This is a genomic window from Senegalia massiliensis, assembly GCF_009911265.1.
GTDB lineage: Bacteria > Bacillota > Clostridia > Tissierellales > SIT17 > Anaeromonas > Anaeromonas massiliensis_A.
In genome coordinates, this window is the sequence record NZ_QXXA01000011.1 from 119,449 (window position 1) to 144,898 (window position 25,450).

Genomic DNA, 25,450 nt, shown 5'->3' on the forward strand with positions numbered 1-25,450 from the left:
TTTTTAACTACAATATTCCATGGCTATCAATGTATATATAACTGTAGCAGGATAAACTTGCTTTTTGTCTATAAACTCCTTAGATGAATGAGCTGATTCCAAATCTCCTGGCGCAAATACAATCGTCTCTATATTTGCATATGATGAAAGTAATCCTCCATCAGTCCATGCTGGGAAATAAGTTAATTTTGTATCTTTATCCATTATTTTATCTGTTATACCTTTAGATATCTTCACTATATCACTATTTGTATCTGTTTCCATAGCTTCATGAACATAACCATCTCTCATAACACTTTCTTTCATTATTTTCATTTCACATTTAAATTTATCATCTTTTTTAGACATATCATCTAAAATATCTTGATATTCTTTTAACATATCTTGATAGTTTTCTTTTGGTACCCATCTTCTATCTATTTTGAGTTTGCAATTTCCTGCTACTGTACTTGGCTGAGTTCCACCATTTATAGTTCCATAATTCATAGAAGATGTACCTATTATAGGATGAGTATTTGAGTATATTTTTGGTATAACTTCATCTTCTATCCTCTGTATAAAATTTGTTGCTTTTACTATTGCATTTATACCTTCTTCTTGTTTTCCACCATGAACAGTTTTTCCTACAAAATCAAACTCAATCCATTCTAATCCTCTATGAGCCACACATATTTCTAGCCTTGTAGGCTCTCCAACTATGGCAGCATCTATATCTAAATTTCTTTTAAGTAAATCTATGGTTCCTTCACTACCTTCTTCTTCATCAATTACTCCTGCAAATATTAAATCACCTTTTAATTCAACTTTTGACCTTTTAATTGCTATCATAGAAGCTATCATGCATGCTAAAGGTCCTTTCATATCTACAGTCCCTCTTCCATATAGTTTATTGTCTTTTTCTATTAATTTACATGCATTTTCCATATCATATGGAGGTACAGTATCAGTATGTCCTGTTAATAATAAATTCTTTCCGATACCATTTCCTTTGATTCTTGCAATAACATTACACCTTCCATCTACTACTTCTTGAACTTCCACTTTAATATTTTCAGATTCAAAAATATGTTTAATTTTTTCTGCAACTTTTGTTTCTTGCGATTGAATTCCTGGATAACTTGGTATTTCTACTAATTCTTTGATAATCTTAATAACTTCTTTTTCTGAAATTAATTCCTTAATTTCATCGACTTTTTTATTATACATTAAACTCCCCTTTCTTATAGTTCATTATATGAACTATAGATTTGGTATATGAACTATTTGTAATAATTATAACATAATCTTCTGAATATTACTACAAAAAAATATATTCCATAAATTTATGGAATATATTTTTCTACCTTTGGTCTATATTTAAATAATATTTCTTTTAATTTTTCTATTTTTTTCATATAGTCATCCGTTTTTAAAAAAGATACAGCTAAGCAGGCTACAACTTCTCTTTTAGAGTTAAATATAGGAATACCTACCCCTATTGCATATTTAAAACTTTCTTCTATACTAGTTACATAACCATCTTTTTTTATTTTTTCATACTCTTGTAAAATTTTTTGAGTAGTTGTAAGTGTATTTTTAGCTACTTTCTCATATGTTTCTTTCTGTAATATTTTTATTACTTTTTCTCTATCGTAATAAGCCATAAGACATTTTCCATAACAGCCTCGATTTATAGGATAAAAAATTCCTGGCCTGTAATTCATTTTCATAGGTTGATATAATTCAATTTCATAAAGTGATATTATTTTTTCTCTATCTCTTATAGCTAAACCTACAGATTCTTTTGCTTCAGCAGATATTTCATTTAATATCTCTTCTACTTTATTTTCAAAGTTAAAATTATTCAAATATACACTTCCTAATCTATAGACTTGAGGACCTAATCTATACATCTTAGTTAAATTATCTTTTATTACTAAATCATTTTCTAAAAAAACATTTAAAATTCTGTGTATGGTTGTTTTATTTATTTCTAATATATCTGCTAATTCTTGTGCTTTATACTCATATGGTGTATCGCTTAATTTATTAAGTATTAATATAGATTTTTCAATGCTTGATAAATTTTTACTACTCATTATCATACCTCATTGCTAACTCTACTATAGTATTTAACATCAGTTCAATACCCTTTTCAAAATCTTTAGGCTTAGTAAATTCATCTGGATGATGACTTAACCCATTTTCACTAGGTACGAATATTAAAGATGTAGGAGTTATATGAGCCATATTCATTGCATCATGTCCTGCACCACTATTCATTTTTAAATATTTGTATCCCAATTTTTCTGATATATTTTCCATTAGCTTTATATTTTCTTCTGATAAGTCTACTGGAGGCGTATAAAGTGTCTTTATAACTTCAATATCTACATCTAATTCTTTTTTTATTTTTTCAATTTCATTTTTAAAACTATTATATACACTATTAATATTTTGTTCTTTAGTAGATCTAATATCTACTGAAATTTCTACAAAGCCAGGTATAACATTAGAAGCATTTGGGGATAACTTTAGTTCACCAACAGTTGCTACTGTACCTTCACCTATATTTTTTGCTATTTTTTCTATAGAAATTATAAATTTTGATGCTGCAACTAATGCATCTTTTCTATTGTCCATAGGAGTAGTACCTGCATGTCCTGCTTTTCCTTTGAATTTTATATCATATCTATCTAATCCTACTATTGTTTCTACAAGTCCTATATCTTTATTATTATTTTGTAAAACAGGTCCTTGTTCAATATGAAGTTCTATAAAAGCTTTTATGGAATTCTCATCCCTTTTTGCATCTTCTAAATTAGGGGTTAAGCCAAATTCTATCATTGCTTCTCTTAAGCTAACTCCTTTTTTGTCTTTAGCCCTATCTAATTCTTCTTCTTTAATTAATCCTGCCATAGATCTAGAATTTGATACTCCAGTACCAAAACGTACTCCTTCTTCATCATTCATTGCAACCATTTCTATTGGATAGAAATTTTCTATATTATTTTCATCCAATACTCTCATGATTTCAATAGCTGCTACTACTCCTAATACTCCATCTAATTTTCCACCATTTATTACACTGTCATAATGAGAACCAAACATAATAACTAGTGCATTAGAATTTTTCCCTTCTCTTCTACCAAATAGATTAGAATAACCGTCTTCATATATCTCTAAGCCTATTTTCTTCATTTCCTTTTTTATATATTCTCTAGCTTCTTTATCTTCTTTTGTAAAAGAGAGTCTTGTTACTCCATTTCCTGGTGTCTCATTAAATCTAGCTAATTGTTCAATATCATTAACTACTCTACCTAAATTTATTCTCATATTATCATCTCCAATACCATTATATCATTTAATTATTTGTTAGTATTGTTAAATTCTTCTTTTATCTTTTCTAATATATCTTTATTTTCAATTATTTCTTTTCCAGTTGTAGCTAAAGCTTTTATTGTTTTCTTCATATTTTCATGTGCATAATCTGTAAGTGTAGCATCCCTAAATTCTCTTGTATGACCTGGAACTTCTCGTCCTGTAATATCAAATGTTGGATGAATTGCAGGGCATACTTGACTTACATTTCCTGCATCTATAGAACCAAAGCTTTCTCTAGGCTCATGTATTTCTTCTACACCAGTATCTTTTAAATTTTTTGTATATAAATCAGACAACACATTATTTGTAACCATATTATCATAAGATGCTTCATAATTTGATATTTCTATTTCTGTTCCTGCTGCAAGTGATGCTCCCTTAGCACAGTTCTTAACTTTTTCTACTAATTCAGTTAAATATGTTTTAGTAGTAGCTCTTACATAAAATTGTGCTATAGCTAAATCAGGTACAATATTAGCAGCTTGTCCACCTTCTTTTATTATTCCATGAATTCTTGCAGAAGGTAAAATATGTTCTCTGAACGCATTTATATTATTAAAAGTATTTATTGCTGCATCTAACGCATTTATACCTTCATGAGGAGAAGCTGCAGCATGAGCTGTTCTTCCTGTATATTTAAATTGTATAGCTTCCATTGCCAGACTTTTTCCACTTTTTTCATATTTATCCCCTGGGTGAGCTATCATTGCTACATCTATATCATCAAAGGAACCCTTTTCTACCATTATTACTTTAGCACCGCTAGTTTCTTCTGCTGGTGTCCCAAATACTACTACTTTTCCACCAATATCATCTATGATTTTACTTAATGTAATTCCAGCTCCAGTACTTGTAGTTCCAAGTATATTATGACCACACCCATGACCTATGCCTGGAAGTGCATCATATTCAGCTAAATAACTAATAGTCGACCCTTCTTTACCACTATCATAAGTAGCTTTAAATGCTGTATCTATATCTAAATAGTTTTCTTCTACATCAAATCCATGCTTTTTTAATATATCTATATGAGCCTTACTAGATTTATATTCTTCATATCCTAGCTCAGGATTATCATATATGTATTTACTTAAATCTTTAAGTTCCTTTTCTAAATCTTTTACTATTTTATCAATACTATTCATTTATAAATTCTCCTTTCAATTTTAAAATTGTCATATTATTTATTTTACCCTATTTAATATTTTTTAAATTAAAAGAACCTTGAATTAAACTCAAAGTTCTTTCTATAATTATTATTTATTTCAAATAATCTTTATATATAAATTGTGATGTCATGGACCTTAATATTGCTACATAATTCAGTTCAAATTCTAATACGTCGCCTATATCATAATTATTATTTGTATGAGTTAAATCTAATATAATATGATCACTACTTCCTCCTAATATCTCTATATTTTCATCTATAGGCTTCATCCAATCTAAGTCAATATCTTGTCTTCCTATTGCACATATTGCTCTTATCATATCTCCTTTATCTTCAAATACAGGTACACTACCAAAGGCATCTACAGATGCAGTACCTATAGGTTTTGAAGGTTTCTTTTTAAGTTCTATTATTTCTGTTTTAAGTTTATATGCATCTATAAATGTATCATCTATTCTAGTATCATTTACTTCTACTGTACCTAGCATTAAAATTGTTCCAAATCTTAATTGATTAACAAAATTAGGCAATTTTCCTTTTTGAATTAAATGTGTACTACTTGAGTTTCCTCCTGATATAGTATTAACTTTTATATCAAACTTTTCCTCTATTTTTGTTTTTAGTCTATTTAATTTTTCTAAATTTTCTTCTGTAGGCATTATCCCACCAAAACAAGATAGATTAGTACCAAGTCCTTCAAACTCTACACCCTTTAGTTCTATTATTTTTTCCACTGTTTTTAATGCATCTTCTTCATCAAAAACTCCTTCTCTTAAATCACCAACATCTATCATAAGTATTATTTTATGTTTTTTACCTATTTTAAGAGATTCTTCAGATAACTTTGTTATAGTTTTAATTTCTGAATTTAAGGATATATCTGAGAATTTTACTACATCAGCTGCATTAGATATCATAGGAAGACGAAGTAACATTTTTTCTGCTTTTATATCCTTTAATCCTTTTAATGCTTCTATTCTGGATTCACCTATTATTTTTATTCCACCTTCTATTAATGCATTTGCAACTTCAACTGATCCACAAGTAACCTTATTCACTCCTACTATTTCCACTCCTATGGATTTACAAATATCAACCATCTTCTTAGTGTTATGAGTGATTTTTCCTAAATCCACTTCAACTCTTGGATACCTTTTTGTCATTTTATACTCCCCCAATATTTTAATTTGTTTATATTTAAATTTCTTTAAATACCTTTCATTGTAAGTGATACTCTACCTTTTTCTAAATCCACATCAATAACTTTTACTTTTACACTATCTCCTACTGAAACTATATCCATTGGATTTTTTACATATTTATCACTTAACTGAGATATATGAACTAAACCATCTTGTTTTACTCCAATATCTATAAATGCACCAAAATCTACTACATTTCTTACTGTTCCACTTAATATCATTTCAGGTTTTAAGTCTTCCATCTTAAGTACATCTGATCTAAATACTGGCTTAGGCATATCTTCCCTTGGATCACGTCCTGGCTTTTCTATTTCTTTTGCTATATCTTTTAGTGTTGGAACTCCTACCTCTAATTCTTCTGCCAATTCTTCTATTGAACCATTTTCTATTATCTTAGATTTTATATCTTTAAGTTTTCCACTTTTTATATCTTGTTTTGAATAACCTAATCTATTTATTAATTTCATAGTTATATCATAACTTTCAGGATGAACTGAAGTATTATCAAGGGGATTATCTCCTTCTGATATTCTAAGGAATCCTGCACATTGTTCAAAAGTTTTTCCACCAAGTCTTTTAACTTTTTTAATTTCTTTTCTATTTTTGAATTTTCCTATCTCTTCTCTATATTTTACTATGTTTTTAGATACTGAAGGTGATAAGCCAGCAACATAGTTGAGAAGTGAAGGTGATGCTGTATTTAAATCTACTCCAACTGTATTAACACAATCTTCTACTACTGATTTAAGAGAATGTGAAAGTTTAGATTGATTTAAATCATGTTGATATTGACCTACTCCTATACTTTTTGGATCAATTTTTACTAATTCTGCAAGAGGATCTTGAAGTCTTCTACCTATACTTATTGCTCCTCTTATAGAAACATCTATATCTGGATATTCTTCAGTTCCAAGTTTAGATGCAGAATATACTGAGGCTCCTGCTTCTGATACAATTGTATAATATACCTTTTTTTCTATTTCATTTAACATACTGGATACAATAGCTTCAGTTTCTCTTGAGGCTGTACCATTACCAATTGGAATAATATTTATATCATATTTTTGTATTATATCTTTCATTATTTTTTTAGATTCTTCCACTCTATTCTGAGGTTCATTTGGATATATAGTAGTATAGTCTAATAATTTTCCTGTTTCATCTAATACTGCAATCTTACATCCTGTTCTAAAACTAGGATCAATAGCCATTACTCTTACCCCAGATACCGGTGGTATCATAAGAAGTGGCTTTGTATTTTTTGCAAATACCTTTATTGCTTCTTCTTCTGCTCTTTCTGTAAGTCTTGATCTTATTTCTCTTTCTATAGATGGAGAAATAAGTCTTTTATAGGAATCTTCTATAGATTCTATTATAGCAGATTTAAAAATGCTATTTTCATTTGTTATAGTATTCCTTTTTAAATAGTCTAATATTATATCATCTGGAGTTATTAGATTTATCTTTAATATACCTTCTTTTTCTCCACGGTTTATTGCAAGTATTCTATGATTTGCTATCTTTTTAACTTCTTCATTATATTCATAATACATTTCATATACTGAGTTTTTATCTTCTTTAGATAATGCTGAAGAAATTACAGATTTATTATACCATACTCCTCTAATATATTTTCTAAAATCCGCATTATCAGATATAATTTCAGCTATTATATCCTTTGCACCATCTATTGCCTCTTGTGCTGAATTTACTTCTTTTTCTTCATCAATATATTCTTTCGCTATTTCTTCAATGTTTCCAACTTCTATTTCTTGTTTGAGCATAGTATCAGCTAATAGTTCTAGTCCCTTTTCTTTTGCTTTTGTAGCTCTTGTTCTTCTTTTTTGTTTGAAAGGCCTATATAAATCTTCTACTCTTTGTAATTTTTCTGCAGATAATATTTCCTTTTCTAATTCATCTGTAAGTTTTTCTTGTTCATCTATTAAACGAATTACTTCTTCTTTTCTAGATTCAAGGTTTCTAAGGTAAGTAAGTGATTCATCTAAATCACGTAAAAGTTCATCAGATAATCCTCCTGTAACTTCTTTTCTATATCTTGCTATAAAAGGTATAGTATTACCTTCATCAATCAAGCTAATAGTATCTTCTACTTGTTTTTTTCTTATATTAAATTCTTTTGCCAGTTTTAATGCTATATCCATTTATTTTCCTCCTAAAATTACTGATCCTATAGCTTGCAATTCTACTTATCCATCTTGAAGATAATGTATAAAGAATTGTACAGCTCCTGGATAAGACTACTATCCATCAGAAATGAATCTGATTTAGTCTTACTTTATGTTATTATTATATAGTTTTAGGAAGATTTACTCAAATTTATTTTTTCTTTAATTGCTTCTATTACCCCATTTTCATCATTAGATTTTGCTATGAAATTAGCATCTTTTTTGAACTCCTCTGGAGCATTTTCCATGGCATAACTATATTTTGCTTCCTTTAGCATTGGAGTATCATTAAAATAGTCACCAAAAGCCATTGTTTCCTCTTTTTTTATATTAAATTTTTCTTGTATCATCTTGAGTGCTATGCCTTTGTCCGTATCTTTGCTATATACATCTAACCAAAATTCACCTGATACTGAAACCTTAGCTTTATCCCCAAAATGTGGTGAAAAATATTCGTTATATAGATCTTCAATATTTTCTGGATGATATACAGCTATTTTTAATATTTCATCATCAATTGTTTCTAAATCATCTACTATTTCATACTCCTTATAATATTTCTCTATTTCATCTATTATTTCTTTTTTATTAGTATCTAAATAAGCCTTTTTCTTACCAGAAAGCACTAAGTGTGTATTTTCCATATGTTCTATTTTTTTTATAATTTCTTTTACTTGACGGTAATTTAATTCTTTAGAATATAATTCTTCCTCTTTGTACATTACCATAGTACCATTATCTGCAATAAATGCCATATCATCAGAATACTCATTAAAATTTTCTCTTAATTTGTAATATTGCCTTCCGCTTGCTACCACAAATTTTATACCTTTTTCTCTTAACTTTTTAAAAATCTCTGGAAATTCGTCACTGATATTACCATCACTTTGAACCAGTGTTCCATCCATATCTGTTGCAATAAGCTTTATCATTTTATCCACCTTCCTTTTATAGCTAAATAGCTGAGGATTAATCCTCAGCTATTTATATTTTTCTTACTATTATTTTTTTTCTTAATTCATTTACTTTTTCTATGTCGATACTACCTGTTCCTTTTTCCATTGCATTACTCATCCCACAAGCATTTGCATATTTTAATACTTCTTGAATATCAAGACCTTTTGAAAAGGAGTATGCAAATCCAGCTACAGAACTATCACCTGAACCTACTGTATTTTTAATTTTTATTTTTGGTATATCTACTTTAAAATTTCCTTCTTCACCAAAAAAGTACATTCCATTATCTCCAAGTGATACTAAAATATTTTTTGCACCTCTTCTTAATATTTTATGGGCCGACATCTTTATAGCCTCTTCAGAGTCTAGTTTTATACCAGTTATATTTTCTAATTCTTCTTTGTTTGGTTTTACTAAAAATGGATTTGACTTTAAATTTTCTAAAAGTACATTTCCACTTGTATCAAGTATTACTTTTTTATTATATTTTTTTGCTATTTCAATTATATCAGAATAAATATTTATATCTACTCCTTTAGGTAAACTACCTGACATAGCAATAATATCTAATCTCTCTAATTGTAATTCAAATTCTTCTAAAAATTTATGTTTATCTTTTTTTGATATAACTGGACCTTTTTCTAATATTTCAATATTATCATTATTGTCATCAATTATATTTAAACATGTTCTTGTTGTTCCATTAACAGATGTAAAACTATCATTTATACCTAATTTCGATATTTCATTTCTTATAAAATCACCTGTATTCCCACCTAAGAAACCAAATGCAGTTACATCCTCTCCTAAAATTCTTGCTACTCTTGAAACATTTAAGCCTTTACCTCCAGCACTAGCCATATAATCCTCTGTTCTTTTTACAGTATTTTTTTCTAAAATGTCTATATTATATCGTCTATCTACTGCTGGATTTAATGTGATTGTTCCAATCATTTTATCACCTTATGCCTTATCATTACTATTACATAATAATATTTTCTTTTTAACTAATTCTTTCATGCTAGCTTTAGCATCTTTCATATATTTTCTTGGATCATTAGCTTCTGGATTTTCTTTTAAATATTTTTTTAGTTGGTCAGAAAAAGCTATTTTTAATTCTGTTGCAATATTTACTTTACAAATTCCAAGTTCTATACATCTTTTCACTGTTTCATCAGGTACATCAGATGCACCATGTAATACTAGAGGAACATCAACTTTTTTCTCTATTTTTTCTAATCTTTCGAAATCTATATTAGGTTCTGATTTATATAATCCATGTGCTGTACCTATTGCTACAGCAAGGGAATCTATTCCAGTTCTTTCTACAAAATCATTTGCAAGTTCTGGATCTGTTAATTGAGATTCAGATTCATCTACTACTAAATCATCTTCTACACCTACTAATTTTCCAAGTTCTGCTTCAACAGATACATCATATTTTTTTGCAAAATCTACTACAGATTTAACTTTTGCAATATTTTCTTCATAAGGAAGAGCAGATGCATCAATCATTACTGCTTTTGCTCCAAGTTTTATAGATCGTTCTATAGCTTCTACATCTTCATGATGATCTAAATGATATGCAATAGGTACATTTGAATTTTTTGCTGCTGCTTTCATTATATTTATAAGATAATCTTCACCAGCATAACCTACTGTTCCTGGAGTTGCTGCAAGTATTACTGGAGAATTTAATTCATTTGCAGCTTCTACTACTACTTGTACTGTTTCTAAGTTGTGAATATTAAATGCAGGTACTGCATATCCACCTTTTCTAGCATCTTCTAATAAATTTTTACTTGATACAATAAACATCTACATCTTCCTTTCGTAAACAATGTTACCTTCTACTATAGTCATATATATATTAAATTCATCATCTATTATAGTGATATTTGCTTTCTTATTTTGTTTTATACTACCTACTTCATCATCTATTCCTATAGCTTTTGCTGGTATAATTGATGCAAGTCTTATAGCTTCATATAGATCTATACCAGTGGCTTTTTTTATATTTTTTACTCCATTTTTAATCTTAAGAGTACTTCCTGCAAGTGAGCCATATTCAGTTCTAGCTATAGAATTTTTTACATTTACTTTTAATTCTCCTAAAGAATATTCTCCATCTTCAAGTCCACCAGCTCTCATACAATCACTTATAAGATATAATTTATCATTTTTCTTTAATCTATAGAGTATTCTCATAACTGCTGGATTAACATGAATATTATCTGCTATTAATTCTGCATATATATTTTCACTATCCATTATTGCCCCTACTACACCAGGCTCTCTATGATGAAGTCCTGTCATACCATTAAAAGTATGCACACCAATTTGTGCCCCATTTTTTATAGCTTCTATGGTCTGTTCATAAGTTGCATTTGTATGACCTATTGATGTTTCAATACCTTTTTCTTTTAAATATTTAATAATTTCTTCTGAATTCTCTTTTTCTGGAGCTATTGTTACAACTTTAAGTGTATTCTTAGATATCTCAATAAGTTTTTTTATCTCATCTAATTTAAGTTCTCTCATAAAGTTTACTGGGTGAGCTCCTTTATGCTCTTCAGTTAAATATGGTCCTTCCAAATATGTTCCTAAAACCTCTGCACCTGTTAGTCCTTTGTCTTTAGCTTTAACTACATTTTCCATAGCCTTTTCTATTTTTTCCATAGGTGCTGTAAGTGTTGTAGCTAAAAATGAAGTTACACCATTTTCAGCAAGATATTTAGATATATTGTCCAAAGAATTATAATCAGCATCCATAACATCATATCCATTTGCTCCATGGATATGAAGGTCTATTAATCCTGGAATAACCTTTAATTCTCCTACATCTATAACATTTACTCTTTCATCATTTTGTTTTGATATTTTTTCTATTTTTCCATGGTTTATAATAATATATCCATCTTCTAAAATATTATCTTCAGTATATATTTGTTTTGCTTTTATAGCATATTTCATATTATCACCTTATATCCCGTCATCTTCATCCTGTTGTTTTTGCTTTTTCTTCATTTCAAAAGTTACTATTTGTTTTTTTCCTACTTCCATTGCTCTATTTTTAAGCTCTAATAAATCTACATTTTCTCTATCAAATAATATTTCCATTATCATTGGTACATTTGTACCTGCTATTACTTCAATATCATCATGTTCCATTGATAGTTCTACTGCCATTTTAAAAGGAGAACCTCCTGGAATATCTGTAAATATTAAAGTGCCTTCTGTATTCATATTTTCTATTTTTTCTTTTAAATTATTTTTTAAATCTTCTGTAGAATGATTTTCTAGAAAATCTACAGTAGCTACATTTTCTTGTTTACCTGCTACAAGTTCTATAACCGAATTTATCCCTTTAGCAAATTCACCATGACCTGTTATTATTAAACCTATCATTTTTTATCTCCTTTCATTTAAAATATGGAAGACCAGTGGTCTTCCATATTTAATTATGTTTATTAAAATAATCCTAAATATTGTCCTGCTACACCAAATACTACTGTTATTCCAATAAGAGCAAGTGGTGACCAACCTTTTTTAAGTAAATAATACATTAAAAATGCATAGCCAAGTGGAAGCATTTTTGGCATTATTTGATCTAGTACACCTTCTTGAAGATTAACTTCTGCTTCTCCTGCTTTTATTACTACATCTAATGATAAATTGATGTATGAAGCAATTAATGCACCTACAACTGTAAGTCCAAGTATTGAAGCAGCTCTTGAAACTAATTTTGTACTTTCTTTTAAAATTCCTATTGAGTTAACTCCGGTTCTATAACCATAATGCATTAAACCAAATCTAAGTCCAAAATGAACAATATTAAACATTATAAGGAATATTATAGGCCCTGCCACACTACCATCTATAGCAAGTGAAGCACCAATACCAGCACTAATTGGTAATAAAGTTAACCAGAATAATGCATCTCCTATTCCTCCAAGAGGTCCCATTGTAGCTACTTTTATACCTCTTATTGTTTCAGTATCATTTTTATTTCCTTCCATTGCTGCAACTATTCCCATTACAAATGTTACAAGGAATGGATGAGTATTGAAAAATTCCAAATGCATTTTCATTGATTTTGATAAATCTTCTTTTTTCTTATGAATTTTTTCAAGTGCTGGAGCCATTGAATATAGCCAACCACCAGCTTGCATTCTTTCATAGTTAAATGATGCTTGTAAAAGTAATGATCTCCAAGCCATTTTATTTAAGTCTTTTTTATCTAATTTTACAGGTGTCTGATCTTCATATTCTGGATTAACAACTAATTCTTCTTTATTAACATTAGATTCCATCAGTATATACCTCCTCACTAGGTGGTGGTGTATTACCTTTATTTTTACCATTATAGAAATCATACATTGCTATTGCAGCTCCTATAAGTGCTACTGCAAGGATTGGTAATTCTAAATAAGCAACAAGTACAAAACCTATAATTAAAAATGCTACATATTGAGTCTTAAACATTATTTTAAGAAGTAATGCAAAACCTATTGCTGGCATCATTCCACCTGCAGTAGATAATCCATCTATAAATGTTTGTGGTAACATATTTACAACTGATTCTGCAGTGTCTGCTCCAAAGTAAATAGGTAAAAATACAACTATGAAGTATGATACGAATAATATTGCAAGTCCTAAATAATTAATTTTGTCAATACCTTTTAAATTAGCTTTTTCTGCATATTCATCTGCTTTATGCATTACAGGTGAGAATGCTGTAAATAATAATGTTATTCCTGCTTGTGCTGCCACTGCAAATGGTACAGCTATACCAACTGCCACTGATGGTTCTTGATTTGCAAGTATTGCAAAAGATGCACCAATTATACCGCCTACAACAACATTTGGTGGTTGAGCTCCTGCAAGTGGTGCCATTCCCATCCAAACAAGTTCTAACATACCGCCTGTTATAAGTCCTGTTTGAACATCTCCAAGTATAAGACCTACTACAAGTCCTGATACTAATGGTCTGTGAATATGTGTAAGACCATTAAAAAGGTCAATACCAGCTATTCCAGCCCAAAGTGCTAAAAGTAAAGCATCTAACATATAATTACCTCCTTATTTTTTAATGTCTAAGAGCTATAGAGCTTGAAAGCTCAATAACTCTTAGAAAATTTATATCATTTCCATAATATTTTTGTTCCTTTTGTCATCAGGAACTTTTCTCATATCAAATGTTACTCCTAAATCATGTAACTCTTTAAAAGTCTTTTTATCGTCTTCATCTACAGAAATAGTTGAAGTAAGTTGCTCCTTACCTTCTGCATAATGCATATTTCCAACATTTACTTCTTTTATAGGTACTCCACCTTTTACAAGAGTAAGTACATCTTGAGGTGTCTTAACTACTATAAAGATTTTTTGTCTATCTGCTGCTTTATGAATTACATCTATAGTTTTTTGTAAAGTAAAAAATCTTGTAGCTACAGTATCTGGTAATACCATATCCATTAAGTTTTGTCTTACTTCATCATGTGAAACCTCATCATTTGCAACAAGTACTAGGTTCGCGCCTAAATGACTAGTCCATGTAACACCCACCTGACCATGAACGAGTCTATTATCAATTCTTGTAAGTAAAATGTTTGGCATAAAATCACTCCTCTTATATTTTGAAATTTTATTTATTATATGGGTATATGGTTACCCCTTTTACCACTCTGTTAACACTACCATCAGGGCTAGGATTATCTGGATTTATACCTATGTTTATAGATTTTAATACTGAAATTATTTGTGGTATTATAACATAATCAATTGATAAATAAGCTTTATCTAAATTTAATTTACTATGGGTTAAAGCTATATGATAATTACTTAATTCTTCAATCTCAGTTTCTTTTGTTTCTGATATAGCTAAAACTTTATATTTACTATCAGGATTATATAATTCTTTTAAAAGATCCATTTCGTATTTTAAAGTATACTCATCTCGAGATAAAAACATTACAATAAGTGTTTCATCATCCATTATTGATTTAGGACCATGTCTAAATCCAAGAGGTGTATCATATTTAGTCACTATTTCTCCCTGAGTTAATTCTAATAATTTAAGTGAAGATTCTCTTGCTAAACCATAGAATGAGCCAGCTCCAAGATAAATTATCTTTTTAAATTTAGCATTTGAAATTGTTTCTATTAAATCTGTATTATTGAGTAAATATTCTCCAATAGAAAATAATTTATTGATATCTTTTTTGATGTTTTCTATATTATCTAAATCAAAAATCATTAGTGAAGATAATACCATTGAGGTGTAACTACTTGTCATAGCAAAACCTTTATCATTTGATTCTTCTGGTAAAATAATAGATTTATCCATTTCTGGATTGATATTTTGAGCGAGCTTTCCATCTTTATTACAAGTAATTACAACTTGATAAAGTTCATCTACTAAATTACGTGCCAGCTCGATTGTTGCAACAGATTCAGGACTATTCCCAGAACGAGCAAATGATATTAAAAGTGTTGGAACACTCTTTTTAAGATATGTTTCAGGCTCAGCTACTATATCTGTTGTATGAATTGACTCAACATCCACATCTAATTTCTTTTTTATACTAGGTACAACAGTATCACCTATAAACCCAGATGTACCAGCCCCTGTAAAAATTATTCTTAAGTTTTTCTTAATTAGTATGGTATCTAAAAAGTCTTTTAATTCATCTTTTTTAGAGTCTATTATTTTTAGTGTATCTTCCCATACTGAAGGTTGATTATATATTTCAGAAGAAGTTATATATCCACCTTCATTTTTTAATTTTTCTACATCATTACCAAAGATTTTGTTCAATTCTTTCACTCCTAAATTTATTTTTCTAGTATTACTCTATATTCAAACTTATCTCCTCTAGCTATACTTACTGTATATTCTATAACTCTCTCATTTTCATAAGTATATCTTTCAATCATCATGCCAGGTACTTTTCTACTAACTTTAAGTATTTCTGACTCATCTTTCCTTGTATTAACTGGTCTAAACTTCTCTTCTGCTTTTGAAAATTCAACATTATATTCACCTCTAAAAATATCATACATTGCATTTTCCTCTAATTGCTCTCTAATTAAATTTGGAAACCTTACCATAGGTAAATATGATGTTTCAAGCATTATAGGTTCATCATCTGCAAGTCTTAATCTTGTAAATTCATATAAATTTTGATTTATCTTAACACCTAATTTTCTAGCTAACCTTTCATCACTCTTTATTTTTTTAAAATCTAAGACTTTAGATGTTGGAATTTTCCCTATCTTTTTCATTTCATCAGTAAAACTATAAAATTTAAACAAATCTTGTTTAAAAGATTTAGGTGAAACAAATATTCCTCTTCCATGCTCTTTATAAATATATCCATCTTTTTCAAGTTCATTCATTGCCTGCCTTACAGTTGAGCGACTTATTTCAAACCTTTCGCATAACTCTCTTTCAGAAGGCAACTTATCATGCTCAGCAAAAGTTCCTTTCTTTATATCATGAACTATAATTTCATATAGTTGATAATATAAAGGTAATTTATTATTTTTGTCTATTTCTATCAATTCATCACCTTCTCACATCGTCATGTTGTACGTACCAGTTGTTACTTTTAATATATACCTTTCTGATAACGTTGTCAATAGTTTTATTAAAATATATGCAAAAATCCTAAAAAAATTCTTCGACAATATAGAATAATATTAATTAGTAGTAAAAAATCTTATTTATTCATAAACTCTTTTATATCTATTGTCTCTTTTGTAACCCTTGACTCTTCTGCTGCAAATGCCATTATATGACTTTCTACTGAAGTACTAGCAGAGGTAAGTCCTTTTCCTCTTTCAGATAATATTGAAGCTACAAAATCATTCATTATACCTGTATCTCCACCACCATGTCCACCAGCTACAACTTGTGGATTATAAATTATTCTTTCATTAGAATCAAATAATTGTACATCAATTTCATTTTTACTATCATCTGCTCTAATTTCTCCAAGAGTTCCCATAACCCTTATAGTTCTATGTACCTTATTAGTAAATGCAGATAAATTAAATGTTACTGTAACATCATTATCAAATTCTAAAATAGTTGATTGATGATCACATACATTATTATCACAAAGATATACACATCTACCATATGGACCAGATTTAACTGCTTCTTTTACAGCTTCTTCTGTTTGAATTTCAGATATTACAGTTGATGGCCAATTTCCTATATTTTTATAATATAATTTTTTTGCTGAATATGGACATCTTGCTTCTACTTTACAATTCATACATCTTTCTCCTGCACCTTCTGGATGATTTTCTTCTTTAAAATAGGTTAAACTTCCAAATGAAGATACATTAGTACAATTACTGCCTACAAGCCATAATAATATATCCATATCATGACAACTTTTTTGCAAAATTAGTGGACTTGATAAATCTGAATTCCTCCAATTCCCTCTAACAAAACTATGAGCAAAATGGAAGTATCCAATATTTTCATTATGTGATATAGTCATAAGCTTTCCAATTTCACCACTATCAATAATTTCTTTTATTTTACTAAAAAATGGTGTATATCTAAGTACATGAGCTATTAAAAACACCCTTTTGTTTTCTTTAGCAAGTTTTCCAAGTTCAATACACTCATCTGCTTCATTAGACATAGGTTTTTCAAGTAATATATGATATCCCTTTTTTAAAGCAATGCTTGCTGGATCAAAATGGGTATCATCTGGTGTAGCAATTACAACTGCATCACAAAATTTATCTTTTTCTAAAAGTTCTTCCCAAGATTCAAAAATAAATTCCTCATCTATTCCATGACTTTCTGCAAACATATTTCTTTTAATTCTATTTGGTTCAGCTACAGCAACAAATTCTATATTTTCAGGATTTTTCATAGCATATTCCCCATATATATCCTTGCCTCTTTGTCCTGCACCAATTAGTGCAACTTTAATTTTCATAAAATTAACTCCTTTCTAAATATTATTTATATAGATTATATCATAAAACACTCTCTAGTCTTATAAGCTTATAAGACTAGAGAGTGTTTTAAGTTAGATATTTATATATTGTTTTCTTTTAGATTCTCAACTATCTCTTCTTTAACTTCACCAAAATACAACTTGCTTGCATATAATGCTGCTCCTTTTATTGGAGAAAGTAATGGGCTTATTAATTTAATACCTCTATTCAAACCTTCTAAATATTCTCTTAAAGGTTCTAATATATGCTTCCCTGCTTTAAATACTCCACCTGAATATGATACTGTTATTTTTTCATTTCCATCAAAATCAAGCTTTTCTATTACTGCATTTATAGTGAGAAAATGCTCATATGCTGCATCACGATATATTCTAACTGCATATTTATCTTCTTTTTCTGCTGCTATTGAAGTAATTTTTGCAAGTTTAGATAATTCATTTCTTTTAACATATTCTGCTGTACTCATTATATCTATTAAGTCAAAGTCATCTTCCAATTTAAAATGTTCTCTTAATATATCATATAGATGTGTCCGTTCTAATCTTCCATCTGATTGCTTTGAGAAAGTTTCAAGTAATTTTTTAGCTAACCAATATGCTGAACCTTCATCTCCTATAAAGTGACCCCAACCACTTGAACGAGCGGATTTTCCATTTCCATCTATACCAAAACCTATGGCACCAGTTCCAGCTACTATATTTATTCCTGGTTCACAGGCAAGAGATCCTGCCCAACCAACCTCGGAATCATTTCCTATTTTAAAATCTGTTCCATTTAATATTTGTTTTATTATTTCTTCTAATATAGGCATATCAGATGCTATTTCACCATAGCCTGGTATACCAAGATATGAATAATCTATATTTTTTATATTTATATTTGCTAGAGTACATATTTCTTCTATACCGTTTTTTATCACATCTTTAAAAGTATCAAAAGATGTATTTTTATAATGACATGTTTCTTTTATCTGATGTGAAAGCACACTACCTTTTTCATCTATCAATATAAATTCTGTAGTGCTTCCACCACCATCTATACCTAAGAAATTCAATATATCACCTCATAGTATTAAACATATTTTCTATTATATAAGTATAACTCTACTAAAAGACCAGCAAGTCCAACCATCATCATTGATACTCCTGTAATGTCTCTTATTGTTTGACCTTTTATTATTAAATATAGAGAAATTATAAAAAATAAAGCTGCAAGTATTCCTTTAATTTTATTCACAATTATCACCTCTATATATTCATCCAGCGTATTTCACCTGGTTTTAATTCTACCATATATGAGTTTCTATTACCATCATATATAATTGATTTTTGCATTTCATCAGTGTTATTTGTTATTGCATATTTCTTTATATCAGGATATGCATTTACTTCTACTGAGGTATTATCTGCAAAATACTTATATAATTCTTCCTCTTTATGAGAAGCATAAAACATTGAACGCATAAGTAATCTTGAATTATCTTCATTATATGGAAGTCCTGCAATGTATACTGCTCTTCCTTTACCATAATCGTTTGAAGATAAATGAACTTCTCCATTACTATATTCTATTATCTCAGTTTTTTCTGTTAATGCATAAACATTTCCCATACTTTCTCCAAAATCAATTGCTCTTTTTATATCTTTAGTTATGAAATGTTCTTCTATTTCTTTATCAAAATATTTATCTGTACTTAATGAAAAACTAAGTTCTCTATCTACACCTAAAGCATCTGCAAGCTGAAAATATCTACCTTGATGATGAATAGCAGCTGGTTCACCTATACCTATGAATCCACCGCCATTATATACCCATTTTCTTACAGTGCTAATTAATTTTTCATCTAACCATTCACTTCCACCACTAAATGCAGTTCCTTCTACTCCTGCATTTATTATTACATCAATATCTTCATTTATGCCATTACTTTTCACATCATCAAATGATATAAATTCAACATCTACACTCATACCACTTAAAGATTCTAATATTCCAAGATAAGAATAAATTTGTTTATACCATAATGCATGTGCAACCATAAATGTTTGCCATGATCTTATTTTACCCCAAGAATTAAGTATTGCAACTTTTAATCCACTATATGGCTTTACGCCGTTTATAGTATCATATATTTCTCTAAATTCATCTGCAACATTTTCAACATACTCTACAAATTTAGGGAATTTATATGCAAGAGATAAATATCCACCATATCCTATTCTATCTACTGGCTTCCTCATTATAGCACGTCTTGCAGATAACCAATTATCCTTTGCCTCTATAACTGGATCATTGCCTTCTCTAAAGGTATCTGGGAAAAAGTATGGTAAAAATCTTCCTTCTGTATATTTTACATGTGGTATTTCTGATATCATTCTAAGTGTAGCTCCATCTCCAACAGAACCTACTACTCCATCTAATCCTATATTTTCAAAATAATCACCATAAGGTTCAGTGCCAATCCAATTATCTCCTAGAAACATTAATGCTTCTTTTCCAGCATCATGTACCTTATCAACTAATTTTTTTGCAGTTTTTGACACAAATTGTTGCTGAAAATCCATGAAATCTAAAAATTCCTTTGATGGTATTCTAAATGAAGAATTATAGTAACCTTGATCAATTATATGTTCAGGTCTTAATCTATATCCCTTTTCCTTTTCAAAGGCATCTAAAGCTTCAGGAGAAACTGATGCACTATAGCCAAACCAATCTACAAACTTTTCTTTTCCATTATCATTAAATACAAGTGTAAAATGATAGAAGAAAGTTGTAAACCTAACTACATCAGTATCTTTATTTTCTTCTAGCCATTTATCCATATACTCTTCTATAAACTTAGCTGATTTTTCTTTTCTTACATCGAAAGGAATATCATGTTCTTTATCCCCCCAATCATTTGTTATATGATTGTACATTTGAGTTGGATCCCATATAGCATATACTAAAAATGAAACAGTATATTCATGAAATTCTTTTGTATTATTTACCTTTACTATATCTTTTTCACTATCTACTTCCCAATCAGCTATATCTATTACTTCACCTGTTGTTCTATTTATAACTTCCCACCATTTTTTAGGATCATGATCATAATCAGGTTTTACTTGTTCACTAAAATATCCTTCCATGAATTTAATTTCAACTGTATTTGATGTAGCAATATTAAAATTGCTCATTAAGTATAAATGTTGACATTCATCAATATTTTGTTTTGCAAATTCGTTATGACCTCTACTAACAAAATATGTTGTATAAATTTTTGCATCTAAATTTTTTAATTCATCTGAAAGCTTAGTACCATCACTATCTCTTATAGCATCAGCGCCCCATCTATCTAATATTTCTTTGGTTTCTTTTAAAAATCCTGTCTCACTAGGTAATGTTAAATTTCCTTTTCTCTTAACCATTTATATCATCCTTTCACTCCGCCAACGGTCATACCTTGGGTTAATTTCTTTTGTACTAAAATATATAAAATCAAAGTTGGAAGCATTACAATTACAAGTCCTGCATAAAGTTGTCCATAATTAGCTGCAGCTTTTTGTGATTGCATAAGATTGATTAATCCAACTGGTAATGTCTTTGATGCATTTGGCATTAATGTTAAAGCTATAATGTATTCATTCCAAAATGCCAAAAAATTAAATAATATTACAGTTATAATACTTGGTCTTGCCATTGGTGCCATTACCTTTACCATAGTTGTAAAATATCCTGCACCATCAATGAATGCTGCTTCTTCAAATGCTTTTGGTAATGTTTTAAAGAAATTAGACAATAAATATACTGTAAATGGAATAGCCGTAGATGCATATACTAAGGCTAAAACCACAATATTATCTAAGAAAAATCCTTCTCCCATAATATTCATAAGAGATTTATCCCAATCAAGTAACATTAAAAATATTGGTACTACTATATAGTTCACATTTACAAATAATCCTGCCATAAGAAGTCTATTAATAAGTGTCTTGCCTCTAAATTCAAATCTGGCAAGTACATATGCTGCTGGTAATGATACTGCAAGTAATATAACTAATCCAAGGGATGTTGCTATAACTGAATTTAGAAAATATTCTCCCATGTTAGCTTGGTGTATAGCTTCTATAAAATTTTCAAAATGAAATCCTTCAGGTAATGACCAAGGATTACCATAGAATTCTGAGTTTTCCTTCACTGATGCCATAAAAACCCATCCTACTGGTATAATTATGCTTGCAGCCAAACTTATAAGAGCAACATATATAAAAGCTTTATAAAGTTTACCCATGTTTTTACCTCCAATTTAATACTGTAATGTATCTCTTTTTGTTATCTTATTTATTACACCTGATAATAAGAATGAGAATATAAATACTATTACACCAATACTCATACCATATCCATATGAAGCATTGTTATAGGCTTGCTTATACATGTATGATAAGAATACTTCAGATGCACCATCAGGCCCTCCACTTGTCATTATTTTTACAAAAAGGAAACTTAAATTAATTGAACTTATTATGAAAAATATCAGTGAAGTTCTTATTGTATCCCATACTAAAGGAAGTGTAATTTTAAAAAATTGTCTTACTTTACTTGCACCTTCAATATCTGCTGATTCATATAATTGATTAGGTATAGAGCTCATACCAGCCATATAAATTACCATATAATAACCTATAGCTTGCCAAATCATCGCTCCAGCTATAGAATAAATTACAATATCTTGATTACCTAAAAACTGTATGCTTTTAAAGCCATCTCCATTTATTAGAGATAAGAAACTATTTATTAAACCCTGACCTGGGTCATATATTGCTGAAAATATTGAAGATATTACTACAACAGATAATATATTAGGGATATAAAATATTACTCTAAAGAAATTTTGCCCCTTTACATTTTCTTTTACAAGTATTGCAGCAAACATAATTGCAATAACAAGTGTTACGATGGTCACTACTACTATTAAAAATACTGTATTTTGAAAAGATCTAATAAAATTCTCATCTTGCATAAGTATCTTAAAATTATTTAATCCTACAAATAATTTATTTGAAGAAAGTCCTCCCCATTTATACAAACTCATTAAAAATACTGAAAATGTTGGATATATCATAAAAACTGAAAATAATATAAGTGCTGGAGAGAGACATAGAATTATAAATCTTTTTAAACTTTTATTGTTCATAATCTATCACCTCTTAAAATATATATGGTGGATAATCTTATCCACCATATACTATTTATTTGCTTTTAACTATTAATTTTGTTTAGCTTCACTTATTTTTTCTACTGCTTCTACTACTTCACCATGCCATTCATCAACTGTTTTATCACCTGTAACAACAGAATTTATTGTTCCAAATAATATACCAGTTCCACTAGTTAAATCTACTCCTTCAACTGGAGGAGCTGATGCAAATCCACCCATAGCTGCTTTTGCACCTTCATCATATATTGAATAGAATAATTTATTTGGATCATCATCACTCATCATATCTGAAGCACCTTTTATAGGTTGAACTGCTCCTGATTTATCATATATAATTTGAGCTGCTTCATCTGAATACATATATGCCATAAACTCTTTAGCTAAATCAGCATTTTTTGCATCATTTGGTATATACATTTGCTCAAAGAACGTATATGAATAGCTATCTCCATCTTCTGATACCTTAGGTAATGCAGAGAATCCCCACTCAAAACCATCTGCTCTTGGAGCATCTTTCATTTCACCAGGTAACCACGTACCATTTGGAATAAATAATGCTTCATTATCTAATATTAACTGTTGATTCTTAGTAAAGTTTTCCCCATTAGCTTGAGAAACTGTATTTTCATGTGTATATTTTGCAATATCCCCTATAATTTCAAAGGCTTTCTTAGCTTCATCACTTTTCCAAGCTTCTACATCATAGTCCATTGCCTTATTAAATAATTCTGGACCACCTGTTTCATTTAATAATGCATAGAAGAATGCATCAAAATATCCTGTTGTAGGATAAGTAAATAGTGCCATATCACCTTTAGCTTCTTCTCCTAATTTCATGAAATCATCCCAAGTTTCAGGCATCTCATATTTTCCATCAAAATTATTGGCATTATAGAATAATCCTGTTGGTGCATAAAATAATGGTGCTAAATAAGTTTTTCCATCTTCATATGGGTTAGTAATTAATGTATCTGTAAATCCATCAATTAATTTATCTTTAACTTTTACATCTTCACCTGGTACATCCATTTCTAATACATCATCTATATCTTGTATTGCTTTTTCTTTAATTAAAGTATCAGTTAATTTACCTTCTCCACCTACTGCTAAATAAATTATATCAGGTACATTACCTGCTTGTATTTGAGGTCTTAATACTTCTGAAATATTTTTTTCTAAAGTTAATTCAACCTTGACCCCTTCATGAGATTCTTCAAATTTCTTTGCAATTGCTTCCCAATGTTCTGTCTTATATCCACCGTTTAAACCTGCTATCTTTAATACCTTTTCTCCATCACCGGAATCGTTTTCACCGGAGTCAGATGAATCATTTGAACAAGCTACTGTTGTAAATACTAAACTTAAAGCTAATAATACCGCTAGAAACCTTTTCATTGTAAGTCCTCCTTTTTTTATACTCCATTTAAATATATTATACTTTTTTAAAAATACAATATCTATAATTATATTGATTGTTTTTTTATATATATTGCTTTTTTTCTATAAAATCAATATAATTAAATAGTATCTACTATTAGGAGGATTAATATGTCAAATATACTATATAAACTTGAAAAACAAGAAGAAACTAGCATAACACCAGAACTTTTATATGTATCAAAAGCTAAATATGATGAAGACTGGCATTCTACAATGCATATGCATCCCTTTACTGAACTTTTTTATGTTACTCATGGAAAAGGAATATTCAAAATAGAGGATAAATCATTTGAAGTAAAAAAAGATGATTTACTGATAGTAAACTCAAATGTAATTCATACTGAATCATCTAATGGTAAAAATCCACTAGAATATATAGTTCTTGGAGTAGAAGGACTTTTTATAGACGATAAACTTCCATTTACTATATATAATTTTAATGATAGAAAAGAAGAAATTTTATATTTTCTAGAAAAAATTATAACTGAAATAGAATCAAAAAATGATTTTTATATAAATATATGTCAAAGTTGCTTAGAAATATTGATATTTAATATAATGAGACTTTCATCTCATAATATGGTATTAGATAAAAATAAAAATGTAACAAAAGAATGTTCTTATATTAAAAAGTATATCGATACTCATTATGCTTCAAATTTGACACTTGATTCACTAGCATCTATTGCATATATGAATAAATACTATATGACAAGGGTCTTTAAAGAAAATATAGGCAAAACTCCTATAAATTATTTGATAGATAAAAGAATATCTGTTTCAAAAATATTACTTGAGACTACAGAATATTCTTTATCTGAAATATTTAGAATTGTTGGTTTTTCAAGTCAATCTTATTTTAATCAAATTTTTAAAAAAAGAGTAAATATGACTCCTAGACAGTATAGAAATAAAAATAAATCCTTCGACTAATTATAATTAA

Annotated in this window: 24 protein-coding genes; 1 reads left to right on the forward strand and 23 read right to left on the reverse strand. The window is 28.9% G+C overall.

What is annotated here, in order from left to right; all coding sequences use genetic code 11:
• Positions 1 to 3 precede the first annotated feature (3 nt).
• The 23 genes from D3Z33_RS10925 to D3Z33_RS11035 all read right to left on the reverse strand — a co-directional run bounded on the left by D3Z33_RS10925 (position 4) and on the right by D3Z33_RS11035 (position 24,462).
• Entirely contained in the window at positions 4 to 1,206 is a 1,203-nt protein-coding gene (locus D3Z33_RS10925; protein WP_160197793.1) for a M20 family metallopeptidase, read from the reverse strand.
• A gap of 116 nt (positions 1,207 to 1,322) precedes the next feature.
• Positions 1,323 to 2,078 (reverse strand): IclR family transcriptional regulator, encoded by a 756-nt coding sequence (locus tag D3Z33_RS10930; protein ID WP_160197794.1) that lies wholly within the window; start codon positions 2,076 to 2,078, stop codon positions 1,323 to 1,325.
• Positions 2,071 to 3,315, reverse strand: coding sequence for a M20 family metallo-hydrolase (locus tag D3Z33_RS10935; RefSeq protein ID WP_160197795.1), 1,245 nt, complete (start codon positions 3,313 to 3,315; stop codon positions 2,071 to 2,073). Before D3Z33_RS10935 ends, D3Z33_RS10930 begins: the two co-directional genes overlap by 8 nt.
• 32 nt (positions 3,316 to 3,347) lie before the next feature.
• Positions 3,348 to 4,508 (reverse strand): M20 family metallopeptidase, encoded by a 1,161-nt coding sequence (locus D3Z33_RS10940; RefSeq protein ID WP_160197796.1) that lies wholly within the window; start codon positions 4,506 to 4,508, stop codon positions 3,348 to 3,350.
• A gap of 115 nt (positions 4,509 to 4,623) precedes the next feature.
• On the reverse strand, positions 4,624 to 5,697 hold the full coding sequence (gene orr / locus D3Z33_RS10945; RefSeq protein ID WP_160197797.1) for an ornithine racemase Orr: 1,074 nt from the start codon (positions 5,695 to 5,697) through the stop codon (positions 4,624 to 4,626).
• 44 nt (positions 5,698 to 5,741) lie between these two features.
• Complete coding sequence (locus D3Z33_RS10950) at positions 5,742 to 7,898, reverse strand: Tex family protein (RefSeq protein ID WP_160197798.1); 2,157 nt, start codon at positions 7,896 to 7,898, stop codon at positions 5,742 to 5,744.
• A 155-nt stretch (positions 7,899 to 8,053) separates the two neighbouring features.
• Positions 8,054 to 8,854 (reverse strand): HAD family hydrolase, encoded by an 801-nt coding sequence (locus D3Z33_RS10955; RefSeq protein ID WP_160197799.1) that lies wholly within the window; start codon positions 8,852 to 8,854, stop codon positions 8,054 to 8,056.
• A 52-nt stretch (positions 8,855 to 8,906) separates the two neighbouring features.
• On the reverse strand, positions 8,907 to 9,833 hold the full coding sequence (gene pfkB, locus D3Z33_RS10960; protein WP_160197800.1) for a 1-phosphofructokinase: 927 nt from the start codon (positions 9,831 to 9,833) through the stop codon (positions 8,907 to 8,909).
• A 9-nt stretch (positions 9,834 to 9,842) separates the two neighbouring features.
• On the reverse strand, positions 9,843 to 10,697 hold the full coding sequence (locus tag D3Z33_RS10965; RefSeq protein ID WP_160197801.1) for a tagatose bisphosphate family class II aldolase: 855 nt from the start codon (positions 10,695 to 10,697) through the stop codon (positions 9,843 to 9,845).
• Entirely contained in the window at positions 10,698 to 11,852 is a 1,155-nt protein-coding gene (nagA, locus tag D3Z33_RS10970) for an N-acetylglucosamine-6-phosphate deacetylase (RefSeq protein WP_160197802.1), read from the reverse strand.
• Between the two features lie 9 nt (positions 11,853 to 11,861).
• Positions 11,862 to 12,287, reverse strand: coding sequence for a PTS galactosamine/N-acetylgalactosamine transporter subunit IIA (gene agaF / locus D3Z33_RS10975; protein ID WP_160197803.1), 426 nt, complete (start codon positions 12,285 to 12,287; stop codon positions 11,862 to 11,864).
• Between the two features lie 62 nt (positions 12,288 to 12,349).
• Positions 12,350 to 13,192, reverse strand: a complete 843-nt coding sequence (locus D3Z33_RS10980; RefSeq protein WP_160197804.1) for a PTS system mannose/fructose/sorbose family transporter subunit IID — start codon at positions 13,190 to 13,192, stop codon at positions 12,350 to 12,352.
• Positions 13,182 to 13,949, reverse strand: a complete 768-nt coding sequence (gene agaW / locus D3Z33_RS10985; RefSeq protein WP_130805969.1) for a PTS N-acetylgalactosamine transporter subunit IIC — start codon at positions 13,947 to 13,949, stop codon at positions 13,182 to 13,184. The genes D3Z33_RS10980 and agaW overlap by 11 nt, the downstream gene beginning before the upstream one ends.
• Before the next feature lie 69 nt (positions 13,950 to 14,018).
• Positions 14,019 to 14,495 carry a PTS N-acetylgalactosamine transporter subunit IIB gene (gene agaV / locus D3Z33_RS10990; protein ID WP_160197805.1) on the reverse strand — a complete coding sequence of 159 codons (477 nt, stop codon included), beginning with the start codon at positions 14,493 to 14,495 and terminating at the stop codon, positions 14,019 to 14,021.
• Between the two features lie 28 nt (positions 14,496 to 14,523).
• Entirely contained in the window at positions 14,524 to 15,696 is a 1,173-nt protein-coding gene (locus D3Z33_RS10995) for an SIS domain-containing protein (protein WP_160197806.1), read from the reverse strand.
• A 17-nt stretch (positions 15,697 to 15,713) separates the two neighbouring features.
• The gene (locus D3Z33_RS11000) at positions 15,714 to 16,442 is read right to left on the reverse strand and encodes a GntR family transcriptional regulator (protein ID WP_160197807.1); all 729 of its coding nucleotides are present in this window, start codon (positions 16,440 to 16,442) and stop codon (positions 15,714 to 15,716) included.
• Between the two features lie 158 nt (positions 16,443 to 16,600).
• On the reverse strand, positions 16,601 to 17,842 hold the full coding sequence (locus tag D3Z33_RS11005; protein WP_160197808.1) for a Gfo/Idh/MocA family protein: 1,242 nt from the start codon (positions 17,840 to 17,842) through the stop codon (positions 16,601 to 16,603).
• Positions 17,843 to 17,943: 101 nt separating this feature from the next.
• Entirely contained in the window at positions 17,944 to 18,918 is a 975-nt protein-coding gene (locus tag D3Z33_RS11010) for an N-acetylglucosamine kinase (protein ID WP_160197809.1), read from the reverse strand.
• Between the two features lie 17 nt (positions 18,919 to 18,935).
• Positions 18,936 to 19,100: a DUF6903 family protein gene (locus D3Z33_RS11015; RefSeq protein ID WP_243153490.1), complete on the reverse strand. Its 165-nt coding sequence runs from the start codon at positions 19,098 to 19,100 to the stop codon at positions 18,936 to 18,938.
• A gap of 11 nt (positions 19,101 to 19,111) precedes the next feature.
• Positions 19,112 to 21,274 carry a 1,3-beta-galactosyl-N-acetylhexosamine phosphorylase gene (gene gnpA / locus D3Z33_RS11020; protein ID WP_160197811.1) on the reverse strand — a complete coding sequence of 721 codons (2,163 nt, stop codon included), beginning with the start codon at positions 21,272 to 21,274 and terminating at the stop codon, positions 19,112 to 19,114.
• 5 nt (positions 21,275 to 21,279) lie between these two features.
• On the reverse strand, positions 21,280 to 22,137 hold the full coding sequence (locus tag D3Z33_RS11025; protein ID WP_160197812.1) for a carbohydrate ABC transporter permease: 858 nt from the start codon (positions 22,135 to 22,137) through the stop codon (positions 21,280 to 21,282).
• Between the two features lie 15 nt (positions 22,138 to 22,152).
• Positions 22,153 to 23,043, reverse strand: a complete 891-nt coding sequence (locus D3Z33_RS11030; RefSeq protein ID WP_160197813.1) for a carbohydrate ABC transporter permease — start codon at positions 23,041 to 23,043, stop codon at positions 22,153 to 22,155.
• 72 nt (positions 23,044 to 23,115) lie between these two features.
• Positions 23,116 to 24,462: a carbohydrate ABC transporter substrate-binding protein gene (locus tag D3Z33_RS11035; protein ID WP_160197814.1), complete on the reverse strand. Its 1,347-nt coding sequence runs from the start codon at positions 24,460 to 24,462 to the stop codon at positions 23,116 to 23,118.
• A 153-nt stretch (positions 24,463 to 24,615) separates the two neighbouring features.
• Here D3Z33_RS11035 and D3Z33_RS11040 point away from each other — a divergent pair, with 153 nt between their 5' ends.
• Positions 24,616 to 25,440 (forward strand): AraC family transcriptional regulator, encoded by an 825-nt coding sequence (locus D3Z33_RS11040; RefSeq protein ID WP_160197815.1) that lies wholly within the window; start codon positions 24,616 to 24,618, stop codon positions 25,438 to 25,440.
• Positions 25,441 to 25,450: the final 10 nt, after the last annotated feature.